Consider the following 14,272-nt stretch of genomic DNA (forward strand, 5'->3'; position numbering starts at 1 on the left):
CCAGACCGTTCTCGGCCCGGCATCATGCCCGGAGTTCCACCTAAGACGCTGTGCGGATTTGCGGCGCCACTTCTCTTTCCGTAGTCCGCAGCCAAAGCCTCGCCGCCCGAGACCCCGACCATGGCGGCCATGAGGGTGGCCTTCAACACTGTGCGTTTCATATGAATGCTCCTTGAGGTTAAAACACGGCGCCCCGGAAGACTGTTCAGGGACCGTCACGGCCGTCGCCGTCGACTCTGGTATCCCTCGCTTCTTCGCCGTAGTGGGTGCGCTGTTTCGTCAGTCCAGCTTTTTCTCGGCCAGAAACTTCGACACCAAGTCGGCGATCTGGACGTTGTTCAGGTCCGACATGGGGAAGTGCGTGTTGCCCTTGATGCCGATCTCCGGCAAATGGACCAGCCTCACATCACCACCATGCTTGTTGACCGTGTCGCGCCACAGCTGTGCCATCGTGAGCCGGGCGCGCCAGCTATCCTGGGCGGGCAGGTCGATGGCCTGATCCGGGATGTTGTCGCCGTAGAGCGCCAGGATTGGAATTCGCGTCAGCGCCATGAACTGCGGCATCGACACCGCTGTACTCTGCACCGTGTCGAACGCGCTGGGAATCGGCGCCGGCAATTCGCCCTCTGGGAAGATGAAGCTGCTGCCTGGCTCGAAGGCCACAATCGCCTTGACCTTGCCGTTCTTGATGGCGGTCAGCCAACCCGGGCCGCCCCCCTGCGAGTGGGTGAACAGGATGCCCGGGCCAATGCGGTCGAACACCGCCGAAACGCCATCGGAAACGACGTTCATGTCGAACGCCCCGGTGTTCGGCGTCATGGCGCGGAAGAACTGGTTGAGCGTCTCGGGCCTGCGGTCGAACTGCACGCCATTGAAGTAGTTCGGCCAGAGGCCGACGCGGAACTGGTTGAACCAGAGCTGCTCGTCCGGGGTCGGCTTGAGGGTCGCCTCGACCATGCTGCGCCCGGCATCGCCACGGCGCGGTTGATCGATCACGTATACGCCGAACCGGCGGCGCAGGAAGATGGTCTGGAAGCCCTCGCGGCCATCGGCCGTAGTTTCCCAGGTCTTGGAGAATTGGCCGGCGCCATGCCACATGACGATGGGCAGTTTCCGGGCATCCACTGGGATTTGGTAGAAGGCGTAGGCATGGTCGCCGTGGTAGGTCTGGCCCGCGGGCTCCAGCGGTTTTCGTGGGTTGAATGTGCCAGGCGCGGTGGTCATCGTGCCGCCGGCTGCAAAGCTGCCTTGCTCCTGAATCAGCAAGGGGCCTGTGGAATTGCTGGAGCCACTGGGACGGGTTGCGCAGGCGGCGAGCAAAGCCACCATGGCGATGGTCAGCAGGGTCTTGGTGACTCTCATGCTCAGCCTCCCGATGCGGCAGCCAGCGCTTGCGTGAGTGCCGCGCTTGCGCGCTTGGCGGCCTGCTCATCGCCACGCTCGGTCAGTACCTGGGTCAGTTGGCGCAATTGCGCAGCGCTCAAACCCACCCGCATGCTGGCACGCATGTGCGAGCGCAACTGCGCCTCCACGCCGGGCGTCGCGGCCAGTGCCCCGACGGTAGCCAGTTCGCGGCTCTGCCAGTCGAAGTTGTCGCGCTCGAAGATGTCGCCGAACAAATGGGCCTGCAGGAACTGGTTGATGACGGGGGCGAAGTCGAACACCGGGCCCTTGACCGGCGCGCCGGAAATCTTGGTCTGGTTGGCCGTGCCTGCCGCGAGCAAGGCTTCGCCGGTAGGAATGGCACGGCTGGGTTCGCGGCCAGGCGCATCCTGGATGCCACGCTGCTTGCGCGCCTCCACCACCTTCATCAGCTCGTCCAGCGCGTTGAGGCTTTTCGGAAAGCCGACGTAGGCGTAGAGCTGCACCAGAATTTCCTTGGCCTCGCTGACGGTCAGGCCCGCGTCCAATCCTTGGTTCAAGGCGGCTGTGAGCTTGGGCATGTCGCTCGTGGCCATGTAGGCCGCGATCAGGGGAATGGCCTGCTGCTTGGCGGACAGCGTGTCGGATGCGGGTGGTGTGCTGGTCATGGCTGGCGGTGCCGCGGTGTCCTGAGCGGCGTGGCTGGGCGCAGGTGCCAGTCCCAGGGTCAGGGCCAACGCAGCGGCCAGCACACCTGTCTCAAGATACTTGTCGGGCGTTCTATTGGTCATTGGTCACTTGCTCCATCCATTGCGCACCCTTGCGAGCGCACACATCAGCCACGGCCAAGTGGCATGTTGTCGATGAGAGCAAATAAGAGCCCGATGACGGCTTGTCTTTGCCCTTCCTTTTTGGAAGATGAAATCGTAGGGAATGCAGCCTGTTCGAGTAAGCCCATAATTCCGCATGCACTGCTGAGCTGTACTCATAAGTGGATCGAGCATTGGCGCGCAGCGGTGGCACGAGGGCCAAGGGAGATCAAGGCCACATGGAAGCGAATGCGCAAGCGCGTGCCAAGCTGATGAGTTCCGGGCGCGGGCGCATCCTGACCTCATCGCAGCAGGTCTTGTGAACTATTCTCGATGTCGCAAGGCCTCGACAATGACGGCCAGAGCACGGGACGATTGGCGTCGGCTCGGATAGTAGAGGTGGTAGCCCGGATAGGAGGCGCACCAATCGTCGAGCACCCGGACCAAGCGCCTAGCGGCGATGTGCTCCAACACCATGTCCTCGGGAACGAAGGCCAGGCCATAGCTGGCCAGGGCTGCCCGCACGATGGGTGAACTGCTGTTGAACACCCATTGCCCTGTGACCTGGAACTTGATTTCCTGCCCGTCCTTGGCGAAGTCCCACGGCAGGAGTCCGCCATGGGTCGGGAGGCGAAGGTTGATGCAGTCATGCTGAACCAGATCGCGAGGCGTCTTGGGCTTTGTCCGTTTGGCAAAGTACGTCGGCGAACCGACGACGGCGATGCGCAGATCCGGACTGATGCGTACGGCGATCATGTCCTTGGCCACTTGGTTGCCAAGGCGGACGCCTGCGTCATACCGCTGGGCCACAATGTCCGACAGCGTGTAATCGACAGTGACCTCGACGTTGATGTCGGGATACTCATGCAGCACCCTGGACAGCTTGGGCCACAGGATGCTGTTGGCGGCGTGCTCGGCCGACGTGATGCGGATCGTCCCGACGGGCTTGTCGCGCAGCTCCTTCACGGCGGCCAACTCGGCATCGATGTCTTCAAACCGCGGCGCCACACTGCTGAACAGACGCTCGCCCGCCTCGGTGGGGGAAATACTTCGAGTGGTGCGCGTCAGCAGCCGGACACCCAGCCGCGTTTCCAGTCCCCGAATGGAATGGCTCAGCGCGGAAGGCGACACCCCGACGAGCGCTGCTGCCCGCGTGAAGCTTCCTTCGCGCACGACATGGACGAACGCGAGGACGTCGTTGAAGGTCTCTATAGCCATGCGTGCACCGGTTTCATGTGTGATTGCGGTTTGTCCAACTGAATACGGCTGGTTCGCTTCTCAGCCGTTTCACCTTGGCATTGCTCCGTAGGCGCCAGCTCATTTCCCTGTTGCCGGATAACGCAGCGCTTCGATCAGCACGGTCATGGCGCGAGTCAGCTGTCGGCGACTCGGGTAGTAGAGGTGGTATCCGGGGAACGTCGGGCACCAGTCATCGAGCACCTGTTTGAGCAGCCCCTTGGCGATGTAAGGTCGCGCCACCTCGTGCGGCACATACCCGAGACCGAAGCCAGCCAACGCCGCATTGAGGATCGGTCTTGTCCCGTTGAAGACGAGTTGCCCTTCGACACGCACGTTGACCTTCTGTCTGCCCTTCTTGAGTTCCCATGCGTAAAGGTCTCCGTGGCTCATCAAGCGCAGATTGATGCACGCGTGATCGGCCAGGTCCTGCGGCTTCGTGGGGGCAGGGTGCTTCACCAGATAGGCCGGTGAACCGACGATCGCAAAGCGCACGTCAGGGCTGATGCGAACGGCGGTCATGTCCCTGGCCACTTCATCGCCGAGCCGAGCGCCCATGTCGTACCGCTCCGCAACGATGTYGGTAAAGCGGGGCTGCGTGGTGACCTCGACCTTGATTTGAGGATACTTTGGGAGCAGCTTGGCGAGCCTGGGCCAGAGTGCCGTTTCTGCAGCATTCTCTGACGCCGTGATGCGGATGGTGCCCGCAGGCTTGTCACGCAGTTCTCCCACCGCCGCGAGTTCCGCCTCAATCTCCTCAAAGCGAGGCGCGACGTTCAGCAGCAATCGCTCTCCTGCCTCTGTTGGAGAAACACTGCGCGTGGTCCGGGTCAGCAGCCGGACCCCCATCTTGGTCTCGAGTGCACGGATCGTGTGGCTCAGCGCGGATTGGGACACACCGAGTTGCGCCGCTGCGCGCGTGAAGCTTTGCGCGCGCGCAACAGCAATAAAKGCCAGCAGGTCGTTGTAGCTCTCTTTGGGCATTCATGAGCTCACTTCACAAGTATTTGCCGATTTTGCCATCTAGTCGTATCGGAGTGCGATCACTACATTGCTTGGTGAACAGAAGTAGTCCCGCAGCGGAACCCGCAAGGTCGCCAAGGTTCTTCACTTTTTCGCACGTCGTCCATTGCGGCGATGTATCAGACGATGCAGTCGGCCCTTGATTCCTTCGCCGTCGACCCGTTGCCATGCGCCCCACGCCGATGACGCACCGGCTCGGCGCCACAGGAGAAACCACATATGCAAAAGCGCAAACTTGGAAAGATCGCGGCGTGACCTTCTTCGATACGGCCGAGGTCTACGGCCCCTACCTCAATGAGGAAGTCGTTGGCGAGGCGCTCGCCCCGGTACGCGACCAAGTGGTGATCGCCACCAAGTTCGGCTTCACCTTCGGCGACGACAACAAGCAGCAGATCCTCAACAGCCGGCCTGAGCACATCAAGTGGGCGGTGGAAGGTTCGCTCAAGCGCCTGAAGACCGATGTGATCGACTTGCTCTACCAGCATCGTGTTGATCCGGATGTGCCGATCGAGGACGTGGCCGGCACGGTCAAGGACTTGATCGCGGAGGGCAAGGTCAAACATTTTGGGCTCTCCGAAGCCGGTGCCCAGACCATTCGCCGCGCGCATGCGGTGCAGCCCGTCACCGCACTGCAAAGCGAATACTCGCTGTGGTGGCAGGAGCCCGAGACCAAGATCCTGCCGACGCTGGAAGAACTCGGGATCGGTTTCGTTCCCTTCAGCCCCTTGGGCAAAGGCTTCCTGACTGGCGCCATCAAGGAAGGTGCGACCTTCGGCAGCGACGACTTCCGCAGCAAGGTGCCGCGCTTCTCGCCGGAGGCGATCAAGGCGAACCAGGCCTTGGTGGATTTGCTCGACCAGATTGCCAAGGACAGGGGCGTGACGGCCGCGCAGATTGCACTCGCATGGCTGCTGGCCCGGAAGCCGTGGATTGTGCCGATCCCGGGCACCACCAAGCTGCACCGGCTGGAAGAGAACCTGGGTGCTGCCTCAGCTGACCTGTCCGAGGTCGAGCTGGGCAGGATCGCTGCCGCGCTGCACGAAGTGAAGATTCAGGGCGATCGCTATCCCGCCGCATTGCAGGCGCGCGTAGGGCGCTAACTCGAGGGCAGTCATGGTGACAACGTTTCACGATCCGGCCCGACGGGCGGTGATGGCGGCGTTCGCGACGCTGTCCTTGGGCAGTGCCGACACGGCGTCCGGCCAAGGCGATGGAAAAGGGCGGCGAGACGGGCCGAGGACGCTCGTGGCCTACTTTTCTCGGTCCGGGAACACGCGCGTCGTCGCCGGCTTGATCCAGCGCGCACGCGGCACCGACCTGTTCGAGATCCGGCCCGCAACTCCGTATCCCGAAGACTATCTGGAGACGGTCGAGCAAGCACGTAAAGAGCGCGACAGCGGCTATGAGCCCGCCTTGGAGGCCAAGGTGTCCAACATGGCGGACTACGACACGGTATTCCTGGGTTTTCCCATCTGGGGAGAGACCACGCCGCCGTTGATTCGCTCGTTCCTGTCCGCCCACGACCTGTCTGGCAAGACCCTGATCCCCTTCGTCACCCACGGCGGCTACGGGCTCGGCAACAGCCAGTCCGTCTTCGCTCGCCATGCCCCGAAGGCGCGATTGCTCAAGGGTTTCGTCATGGAGATGGACCAGGAGCGGCGAACGATGGAGCGCGTCACGAGCTGGCTGGGCGGTGTCCCCCGCACGTGATGGGCCTGCACGTGTTCACCGTCATTTACAGAAGACCCATTCAGTTCTTCCAAATCATTGCGTCCACACGTAGGAGCCCACCATGCAGCAAGTCACTTTGAACAACGGCGTCGTGATGCCGATCCTCGGCTACGGCGTTTTCCAGATTCCCGATGCGCAGGAATGCGAACGCTGCGTTGCCGAGGCCATCGGCACCGGCTACCGGCTGATCGACACAGCGGCCTCGTACCTCAATGAGGAAGCCGTGGGCAGGGGAATCAAGAATTCCAGTGTGCCGCGTTCCGACCTTTTCGTGACCACGAAGTTGTGGGTGCAAGACACCGGTTACGAGCGCACTCAGCAAGCGATCGAGAAATCGCTGCGCCGCCTGCAACTGGACTACGTTGATCTGTACCTGATCCACCAGCCCTTCAGCGACGTGCATGGCTCATGGCGCGCGATGGAGGATGCCCTGAAGGCGGGCAAGGTGCGCGCGATCGGCGTCAGCAATTTCCATCCCGACAGGCTGATGGACATCATGGCCTTCAATGACGTCGTCCCGGCCGTCAATCAGGTGGAAGTCAACCCATTCCACCAGCAAGAGGAAAGCGTGGCTTTCATGCGCGAGAACGGCGTGCAGGCGCAAGCCTGGGCGCCCTTTGCGGAGGCGCGCAATGGCCTTTTCCAGAACGAAGTGCTGGTGGACATCGGCCGCAAGCATGGTCGCTCGGTGGGGCAGGTCGTACTTCGCTGGCTGGTGCATCGCGGCGTCGGAGCTCTCGCCAAGTCGGTCCGCAAGGAGCGAATGGAGGAGAACCTGCACATCTTCGACTTCGATCTGGACCCGTCCGACATGGAGCGGATTGCGACGCTGGAGACCGGTCAAAGCAGCTTCTTCTCGCATCGAGACCCGGCCATGGTCAAGTGGATGAGCGGGCRTCATCTCGACATTTGATCGGCTTGCGTCAAACGATGGGAAAACCGTCCTGTGCCCCAGAACGATAGAGACGATGGACGTCAGGCAAGTGTCGCCATGGGCACGACGCGTTGGCTTTCCCATGCCCGGACGCTGGCTGGAGGGGTGCTGCCTGTGCTCCTCGCGTTGCCATGCAGCGACGCCAGCGAAGTGAGTCCCGGGTCAACCGACAAGACTGCGGTTCACGCCACCCAAATCAGCAAACGGGGATTCAATGCCTTCGTGCTGAAGTACCGGGCAGGCCAGGGCGGCAGGGTGACCACCGAGGATCTGGCCGCGGCGGTCTCGTACATCTTCCAGAACGCCCGCTCGCTGCAGGTGGGCACGGGCGGCTACTCGCTGTGGGGCAGTTCCGCAGGTGCGCGGATGGCTGCGGCGATCGGCTCGCACGGCACTGCCTCCTTCGGCGGTTCGCCGCTGCCAAACTCCGGCGCATCGGAACGCCGGTCGAGTATCACAAATATCCCAGCGTCGGCCACGGATTCGGCACGGGCCAGGGCACCAGTGCGCAGGGCTGGATTGGCGAGGCTGTCCGGTTCTGGGAGAAGGAAATCAAGAAGACACCATGAATCCATCCAAGAAGAAGATCGCTCGTCTGAGCGCACAGGTCATGTTGACCACCTGCGCGGTTTTCATGCCTGCCTGGCAGGCGCATGCGGAAGCCAACCGCGTCACGTTTCCCAAGCTCGAAGACCTGGTGCACTTCACCACGGTCCGGCGCGGCAACGTGACCGAGCACATCTCGACGACGCGCCAAGCCATCGAGGCGATCCAGAAGGGGCAGCCCGTGCCGAACGGCACGCATTTCGTGCTGGCGGACCATCGGGACGAGAAGATCTACCGCTACTTCGTCATGGAGAAAGGTCCTGGCTGGGGCGCGGATTTCGAGGAGCGCCGCCGCACCGGCGATTGGCAGTTCCAGTGGTACTGGCCTGATCGGAAGATCAACCTGCAGGAGAACACTGCACGCTGCATGTCCTGCCATTCATCGCAGAAGGACCGGGACTACCTGTTCACGGCCCGGCGCCTGTCGGAGTTCCGCGGCAAGCCCGTTGAGTAGCCGCCACTGCAGAGGAGCCTTGTCTTGAATCCCGTTTTTCTGCTGCGACTGGTGCTTGATTGCATCGCTGCCGGGCTGCTGCTGTTTGCCTTCGCCTACTTCTGGCAAGGCAACGCATCGCATGAGTTGGCTGGGATCAGCATGTTCCTGCTGCTCGTCGTTCACAACGTATTCCACCGTCGCTGGTTCGTCGCCCTCCCGAAGCAGGGGCAGGGTGAGCGGCGCGGAAAGCTCAACATCGCCCTGACTTTCGTGCTCCTGGCCGGAATGCTGGCGCTGCTGGGCACCAGCCTCGTGATATCCGAGACGCTGTTTGCCGACCTGCGGCTGGACGACGATTTCAGGGCGCGGCAAATCCATGCCGGCATCGCCTACTGGCTGATGGTCGTCGTAGCCATCCACCTCGGCCTGCGCTGGCCGTTGCTCATGGCGGTYGCCCGCAAGCTGTTCGGCATCGTGGAGGCGAACGCTGCCCGGACGGCCGTGCTGCGCTTGATCGCCGTCGGCATCGCGGGCCAGGGTGCGTGCAGTGTGCTCGTTTTGAACTTGCGCTCCAGGCTCTTGTTCCAGATGTCGCTGGACTGGTGGAACTTCGAGGAATCGGTCGTGGACTTCTTTGGTCACTGCGTAGCCGTCGCGGGCCTGTGCATGTTCCTCACCTACTACACGATGCAATGGCTGCAGCGCCGCAAACGCCTGGCTGCAGTGACGAATCTGGCAGCAAGAGGGATAGGCAGATGACGAGCCACCGGCATCCCCCTGAAACCGCAGAACGGATCAATATGAAACTCCCCACAGCCGCCGCCATTGCCCTGTCTCTTGGACTGTCTACCGCTTCCGCCACAGAGCCGGCGCTGATCAAAGTCACGCGGATCGGAGCCCAGCCCTCCAGCGCTGGCGGCGAGCAGAACTTCACCGGCTCGGTCCGGGTGGACTCCCGCTTCCAAGCGACCGCGCCCGCGCGCGTGGGTGGCGGCATCGTGACCTTCGAGCCTGGCGCGCACACGGCCTGGCATACGCATCCGCTGGGGCAGACCCTCATCGTCACGTCGGGGGTGGCGGGTGCAGAAGTGGGGCGATACCGTGCAGGAGATCCGCCCCGGCGACATCGTCTGGATTCCGCCGGGCGTCAAGCACTGGCACGGCGCCAGCCCCACCGTGGGCATGAGCCACGTCGCGATCTCCGAATCCCTGGATGGCAAATCGGTGGAGTGGTTGGAAAAAGTCGGCAAGGAACAGTATGGGCAGTGACATCTCACGGCCCAACGAATAAGGAGGACACCCCATGAGCTACACCCTCAAAGTCAATGGCAAACAGCAGGTCGCCGACGTGGACGGCGACACCCCCTTGCTGTGGGTGCTGCGCGACGTGCTCGGCATGACGGGCACCAAATACGGCTGCGGCATGGCCCTGTGCGGCGCCTGCACGGTCCACCTGGACGGCACGGCGATCCGCTCCTGCATCACCACGGTGGAGGCCGTCGCCGGCAAGGCCATCACGACCATCGAGGCGGTGAACACCACGGACGTCGGCCGTGCCGTGCAGCAGGCCTGGCTGGAGCTGGACGTGGTGCAGTGCGGCTACTGCCAGTCCGGCCAGATCATGTCCGCCACGGCCTTGCTGGCGCAGACGCCCAAGCCCAGCGATGAAGAGATCCGTGGCGGCATGGCCGGCAACATCTGCCGCTGCGGCACCTACGAGCGCATCCACGCGGCGGTCAAGCAGGCGGCGCGCCACATCCCGATCCGAAAGGTGGCCTGAGATGCAGGACAGCAACCAATTTCTCCCTACGCCCCCTCTCACGCGCCGGACCTGGCTCAAAGCCGCCAGCGCGGGCGGCGCGCTGCTCATGAGTGTGCAACTGCCACTGTTGGCCACCAAGGCGTTGGCGGCGCCGGAGGGCGCGGCCCGCGCCACCTTCAACGCCGTGGTGCGCATCGGCTCGGACGACGTGGTGACCCTGGTGATGCCTCGCGCCGAGATGGGGCAGGGCATCTACACCGCGCTGTCGATGATGATTGGCGAGGAACTGGAGGTGGATCTGGCGCGCGTGCGGCTGGAGCACGCGCCGGCCGACGACAAGCTCTATGGGCGGCCGGACATCGGCGTGCAGGTGACCGGCGGCTCCGGCTCCGTGCGCACTGCCTGGCTGCCCATGCGCCAGGCGGGTGCCGCCGCGCGCACGATGCTGGTGGCCGCTGCCGCGCAAGTTTGGGGCGTGGATGCGGCTGCCTGCACCGCCAAGGACGGCAGCGTGATTCACACCGCCAGCGGCCGGCGCCTGCGCTACGGCGAACTCGCGGCCCGCGCCGCGCAACAGCCCGTGCCCACGCAGGTCCCGCTCAAGGAGCGTGCGCAGTTCCAGAAGATCGGCAGCGGACAGAAGCGGCTCGATGGTCCTGAGAAGGTCAACGGCACAGCGCGCTTTGGCATCGACGTGCAGCTACCCGGCCTGCGCGTGGCCACCGTCGCCGCCAGCCCCGTGCCGGGCGGGCGGGTAAGGACCGTGAACACCGAGGCTGCGATGGGCGTGCGCGGTGTGCGGCAGGTGGTGCGGCTCGATGACGTGGTGGCCATCGTGGCCGACCACATGGGTGCGGCCCGCAAGGGGCTGGCGGCCGCGCAGGTGCAGTGGGATGAAGGCCCCGCGGCGCGCTACTCGACCCAGGCCATGATCGACGAATTGGCCAAGGCATCGCTGCAGGATGGCGCCACCGCCCGCAAGGAAGGCGATGTGGTGGCCGCGCGGGCAGGCGCTGCGGCCCAGGGCCACCGCAACATCGACGCAATCTACCAGCAGCCCTTGCTGGCCCAGGCCCCGATGGAGCCCATGAACTGCACGGTGCACCTGCGTCCCGAGGGCTGCGAGATCTGGCTAGGCACCCAGGTGCCGACCCGCGCGCAGGCCGCTGCGGCGCGGGCTGCGGACCTTCCCGTGGAGAAGGTCCAGGTGCACAACCACCTGCTGGGCGGAGGTTTCGGCCGCCGTCTCGATGTGGACTACGTCGCCCAGGCCGTGCGCGTTGCCCGTGAAGTCAAAGGCCCAATCAAGGTGGTCTGGACGCGCGAGGAGGACATGCAGCACAGCACCTTCCGCCCCTACCACTACAACCGCCTGAGCGCCACGCTGGACGCACAGGGCCGGCCCATCGCGTGGCACCACCGCGTCACGGGCTCGTCCCTGGTCGCGCGCTATGCACCCGCTGGCTTCAAAAATGGCCTCGATTCCGACGCCATTCGTGACGCGGCCGGGCCTTATAACTTTCCGAATCTGCTGGTGCAGTACGTGCGCCAGGAGCCGCCCGAGGGGCTGCTCACAGGCTGGTGGCGCGGCGTCGGTCACATGCAGAACGCCATTCCGGTGGAGTGCTTCGTCGACGAGCTGGCGCGTGCTGCGGGGCAGGATGCCATTGCGTTCCGCAAGCCGCTGCTGGCCAAGCACCCGCGCGCGTTGCGGGTGCTGGAGGTGGCCGCCGAGAAATCCGGCTGGGGCCAGCCCCTCCCCAAGGGCCGGGGACGCGGCATCGCCCTCACGTTCTCCTTCCGCACCTATGCGGCCCAGGTCGTGGAAGTCAGCGTCGATGCCGAGGGCAACGCGAAACCCGAGCGCGTGGTGACCGTGGTGGACTGCGGTCAGGTGGTGTCGCCCCCCACGGTGGAGGCGCAGGTTCAGGGCGGCACGGTCTTCGGCCTGTCGGCCGCGCTGTTCGGCAACATCTCGATCAAGGATGGGCGCATCGAGCAATCCAACTTCCACGACTACCGCGTGCTGCGCATGAACGAGATGCCGGTGATGGAAACCCACATCATCCCCAGCACCGAGGATCCGACAGGCATCGGCGAGATCGCAACCGTGGTCATCACGCCAGCCGTGCTCAACGCCATTCACGACGCCACGGGCAAGCGCATCCGGCGGCTGCCCATGGAGGCGGCGGATCTCAAGGTGGCGTGAGGCCCCGCCGCTCACAGAGGTGGCGCCGGAAATCCGAACACAGCGACAAGTGGTCCACACTGCGACACAACCCGGGCCCGAGGCCCGAGAAAGCAGGAAGATCATGAGCAAGAGACCACGCCGGAACCGCTACGGTAAAGTCCCATGCCGATGGCAGCCAAGTCCTTTGACCATGCGGGTTTGAGCTGCCTGTTGACGATCGAATGGGAGTGAGCGGTGAACGGCCTCTTCTTCGCGCTGCAGCCGGATCCAGCGACCGCTGCCCAGGCCGCGGAACTGGCCCTGCGCCTGCGTGCCGATCACGGCCTCGAGGCCCTTGCGACCGTGGCTGAGCGGCTGCATGTGACCTTGCACCACCTGGGCTCCTGGCCCGAGTTGCCGGAAGACCTGGTGACGAAGGCCCGACAGGCGGCGGCAAGCTTTCAATGCGCGGCCTTCGAGCTGCGCTTCGATGGCGTCACGAGTTTCCAATCGAGAGCAAGAAAGCACCCGCTGGTACTGGTGGGGCGCGAAGCGATGCCGGCCCTGCAGGCCTTTCGCATTGACCTGGGCGCGGCGCTGCGCCTGTACGGCGTGGCGGCTGAGCAGGGCGCCTTCACGCCGCACATGACCCTGCTGCGCGACATGCGGGTCGTGCCGGACCTGCCGGTGGCACCCATCGTCTGGCAGGCGCGCGAGTTCGTCCTGATCCGGAGCCTCATCGGCAAGGGTCGGCAGATGGTGCTCGGACGCTGGCCCTTGCACGGCTGAGCGCCGCGGCGCCTCAGCACTCCACCACGTTCACCGCCAACCCGCCGAGCGACGTCTCCTTGTAGGTCGACTTCATGTCCTCGCCGGTCTGCATCATGGTCTTGATGACGGCGTCGAGCGATACATAGTGGCTGCCGTCGCCGCGCAGCGCCAGCCGCGCCGCGTTGATGGCCTTGACCGCGCCCATCGCGTTGCGCTCGATGCACGGGATCTGCACCAGCCCGCCGACCGGATCGCAGGTCAGGCCGAGGTTGTGCTCCATGCCGATCTCGGCCGCGTTCTCGACCTGGGCCGGCGTGCCGCCGAGCGCGGCGGCCAGCGCGCCGGCCGCCATCGAGCAGGCCACACCGACCTCGCCCTGGCAACCGACCTCGGCGCCCGAGATCGACGCGTTGGCCTTGTAGAGCATGCCGATCGCGGCGGCAGTGAGCAGGAAGTCGACGATGCCGTCGTCCGAGGCGCCGGGGCAGAACTTCTCGTAGTAGTGCAGCACCGCGGGGATTACGCCCGCCGCGCCGTTGGTCGGCGCGGTCACCACGCGGCCGCCGGCCGCGTTCTCCTCGTTGACCGCCATCGCGAACGCGTTGACCCAATCCATGGCGGCGAGCGGGTCGGCCGCTCCGGCGCCGGCGTCGCGCGCCAGCAGTTCGCGGTGAAGCTGCGGGGCCCGGCGACGGATGTTCAGGGTGCCGGGCAGGCGTCCGGCGGCGCTCGGGTTGTCGATGCCGAAGCCGCGTTGCACGCACTGCCGCATCGCGGCCCAGATGCGCAGCACGCCCGCGCGCACCTCGGCGGGCGGGCGCCAGACGCTCTCGTTGGCCCGCATCAGCTGGGCGACCGACAGGCCGCGCTGCACCGCGTGGGAGATCAGCTCGTCGCCGGTGCGGAAGGGGTGCGGCCAGACCAGAGCGCCGCAGGCCTCGGCCGGCGCCGGCTCGGCACCGCCCTCGACCACGAAGCCGCCGCCGACCGAGAAATAGCAGCGATCGACCAACACGGTTCCGGCCGCATCCAGCGCGACCATCCGCATGCCGTTGGGATGCTCGGCCAGGGACTGTTCGCCGATGAAGAGAATGTCGCGCAACGGGTCGAAGCCGATCGGATGGCGGCCCAGCAGCAGCAACGTGCCGGAACGCCGCAAGGCCTCGATCCGGGGCTGCACCGCGGCGGGGTCGACGCTGTCCGGCGCCTCGCCGAAGAGCCCGAGGATCACACCCACGTCGGTCGCGTGGCCGCGCCCGGTGGCGCCGAGCGAGCCGTGCAGGTCGACCCGCACCCGCGCCGTGCGCGCCAGCAGGCCATCGCGCTCGAGCGCGCCCGCGAACATCAGCGCCGCCCGCATCGGACCGACGGTGTGCGAGCTCGACGGCCCGATGCCGATCTTGAAAATGTCGAAGACGGACAGCATCGCCCG

The 14,272-nt window shown here is 64.9% G+C and carries 13 protein-coding genes and 2 pseudogenes; 10 read left to right on the plus strand and 5 right to left on the minus strand.

All coding sequences use genetic code 11. The features are described from left to right. Window positions 1–279: 279 nt before the first annotated feature. The 4 genes from AC1D2E_RS10725 to AC1D2E_RS10740 form a co-directional block, all read right to left on the minus strand. Window positions 280–1,362: an alpha/beta hydrolase gene (locus AC1D2E_RS10725; protein ID WP_478197389.1), complete on the minus strand. Its 1,083-nt coding sequence runs from the start codon at window positions 1,360–1,362 to the stop codon at window positions 280–282. Between the two features lie 2 nt (window positions 1,363–1,364). Beyond that, window positions 1,365–2,153 (minus strand): carboxymuconolactone decarboxylase family protein, encoded by a 789-nt coding sequence (locus AC1D2E_RS10730; protein ID WP_478197390.1) that lies wholly within the window; start codon window positions 2,151–2,153, stop codon window positions 1,365–1,367. A 342-nt stretch (window positions 2,154–2,495) separates the two neighbouring features. Further along, window positions 2,496–3,389 (minus strand): LysR family transcriptional regulator, encoded by an 894-nt coding sequence (locus AC1D2E_RS10735; protein WP_478197391.1) that lies wholly within the window; start codon window positions 3,387–3,389, stop codon window positions 2,496–2,498. A 99-nt stretch (window positions 3,390–3,488) separates the two neighbouring features. Beyond that, window positions 3,489–4,391, minus strand: coding sequence for a LysR family transcriptional regulator (locus tag AC1D2E_RS10740; protein WP_478197392.1), 903 nt, complete (start codon window positions 4,389–4,391; stop codon window positions 3,489–3,491). Window positions 4,392–4,612: 221 nt separating this feature from the next. On the opposite strand from AC1D2E_RS10740, the gene AC1D2E_RS10745 reads away from it, so the two are divergent. The 10 genes and pseudogenes from AC1D2E_RS10745 (at window position 4,613) to AC1D2E_RS10790 (ending at window position 12,858) form a co-directional block, all read left to right on the plus strand. After that, window positions 4,613–5,530 (plus strand): aldo/keto reductase, encoded by a 918-nt coding sequence (locus AC1D2E_RS10745; RefSeq protein ID WP_478197455.1) that lies wholly within the window; start codon window positions 4,613–4,615, stop codon window positions 5,528–5,530. A 13-nt stretch (window positions 5,531–5,543) separates the two neighbouring features. Further along, entirely contained in the window at window positions 5,544–6,140 is a 597-nt protein-coding gene (locus tag AC1D2E_RS10750; protein WP_478197393.1) for a flavodoxin, read from the plus strand. An 82-nt stretch (window positions 6,141–6,222) separates the two neighbouring features. Continuing rightward, complete coding sequence (locus tag AC1D2E_RS10755; protein WP_478197394.1) at window positions 6,223–7,074, plus strand: aldo/keto reductase; 852 nt, start codon at window positions 6,223–6,225, stop codon at window positions 7,072–7,074. A 78-nt stretch (window positions 7,075–7,152) separates the two neighbouring features. Beyond that, a pseudogene (locus tag AC1D2E_RS10760) lies at window positions 7,153–7,431 on the plus strand (hypothetical protein); the annotation flags it as partial. Window positions 7,432–7,660: 229 nt separating this feature from the next. Further along, window positions 7,661–8,155 carry a cytochrome P460 family protein gene (locus AC1D2E_RS10765; RefSeq protein WP_478197395.1) on the plus strand — a complete coding sequence of 165 codons (495 nt, stop codon included), beginning with the start codon at window positions 7,661–7,663 and terminating at the stop codon, window positions 8,153–8,155. Window positions 8,156–8,179: 24 nt separating this feature from the next. After that, a complete protein-coding gene (locus AC1D2E_RS10770; protein ID WP_478197396.1) occupies window positions 8,180–8,896 on the plus strand; it encodes a DUF4405 domain-containing protein in 717 nt (238 codons plus the stop codon). 41 nt (window positions 8,897–8,937) lie between these two features. Continuing rightward, window positions 8,938–9,406: pseudogene (locus AC1D2E_RS10775) on the plus strand ((R)-mandelonitrile lyase). Window positions 9,407–9,440: 34 nt separating this feature from the next. Continuing rightward, window positions 9,441–9,917, plus strand: a complete 477-nt coding sequence (locus AC1D2E_RS10780) for a (2Fe-2S)-binding protein (RefSeq protein ID WP_478197397.1) — start codon at window positions 9,441–9,443, stop codon at window positions 9,915–9,917. 1 nt (window position 9,918) lies between these two features. Then, window positions 9,919–12,108: a xanthine dehydrogenase family protein molybdopterin-binding subunit gene (locus tag AC1D2E_RS10785; protein WP_478197398.1), complete on the plus strand. Its 2,190-nt coding sequence runs from the start codon at window positions 9,919–9,921 to the stop codon at window positions 12,106–12,108. A 216-nt stretch (window positions 12,109–12,324) separates the two neighbouring features. Next, window positions 12,325–12,858, plus strand: coding sequence for a 2'-5' RNA ligase family protein (locus tag AC1D2E_RS10790; RefSeq protein ID WP_478197399.1), 534 nt, complete (start codon window positions 12,325–12,327; stop codon window positions 12,856–12,858). A gap of 13 nt (window positions 12,859–12,871) precedes the next feature. On the opposite strand, the gene AC1D2E_RS10795 is transcribed toward AC1D2E_RS10790, so the two are convergent. Next, window positions 12,872–14,266, minus strand: a complete 1,395-nt coding sequence (locus tag AC1D2E_RS10795) for an L-serine ammonia-lyase (protein WP_478197400.1) — start codon at window positions 14,264–14,266, stop codon at window positions 12,872–12,874. Window positions 14,267–14,272: the final 6 nt, after the last annotated feature.

It is taken from the genome of Variovorax sp. P1_H2 (assembly GCF_056405295.1).

Excerpts from the sequence above, each read along its gene's own strand:
- AC1D2E_RS10750 (WP_478197393.1), top strand. The coding sequence starts at position 5,544 with ATGGTGACAACGTTTCACGATCCGGCCCGACGGGCGGTGATGGCGGCG.
- AC1D2E_RS10730 (WP_478197390.1), bottom strand. The coding sequence starts at position 2,153 with ATGACCAATAGAACGCCCGACAAGTATCTTGAGACAGGTGTGCTGGCC.
- AC1D2E_RS10765 (WP_478197395.1), top strand. The coding sequence starts at position 7,661 with ATGAATCCATCCAAGAAGAAGATCGCTCGTCTGAGCGCACAGGTCATG.
- AC1D2E_RS10725 (WP_478197389.1), bottom strand. The coding sequence starts at position 1,362 with ATGAGAGTCACCAAGACCCTGCTGACCATCGCCATGGTGGCTTTGCTC.
- AC1D2E_RS10780 (WP_478197397.1), top strand. The coding sequence starts at position 9,441 with ATGAGCTACACCCTCAAAGTCAATGGCAAACAGCAGGTCGCCGACGTG.
- AC1D2E_RS10735 (WP_478197391.1), bottom strand. The coding sequence starts at position 3,389 with ATGGCTATAGAGACCTTCAACGACGTCCTCGCGTTCGTCCATGTCGTG.
- AC1D2E_RS10745 (WP_478197455.1), top strand. The coding sequence starts at position 4,613 with ATGACGCACCGGCTCGGCGCCACAGGAGAAACCACATATGCAAAAGCG.
- AC1D2E_RS10785 (WP_478197398.1), top strand. The coding sequence starts at position 9,919 with ATGCAGGACAGCAACCAATTTCTCCCTACGCCCCCTCTCACGCGCCGG.
- AC1D2E_RS10795 (WP_478197400.1), bottom strand. The coding sequence starts at position 14,266 with ATGCTGTCCGTCTTCGACATTTTCAAGATCGGCATCGGGCCGTCGAGC.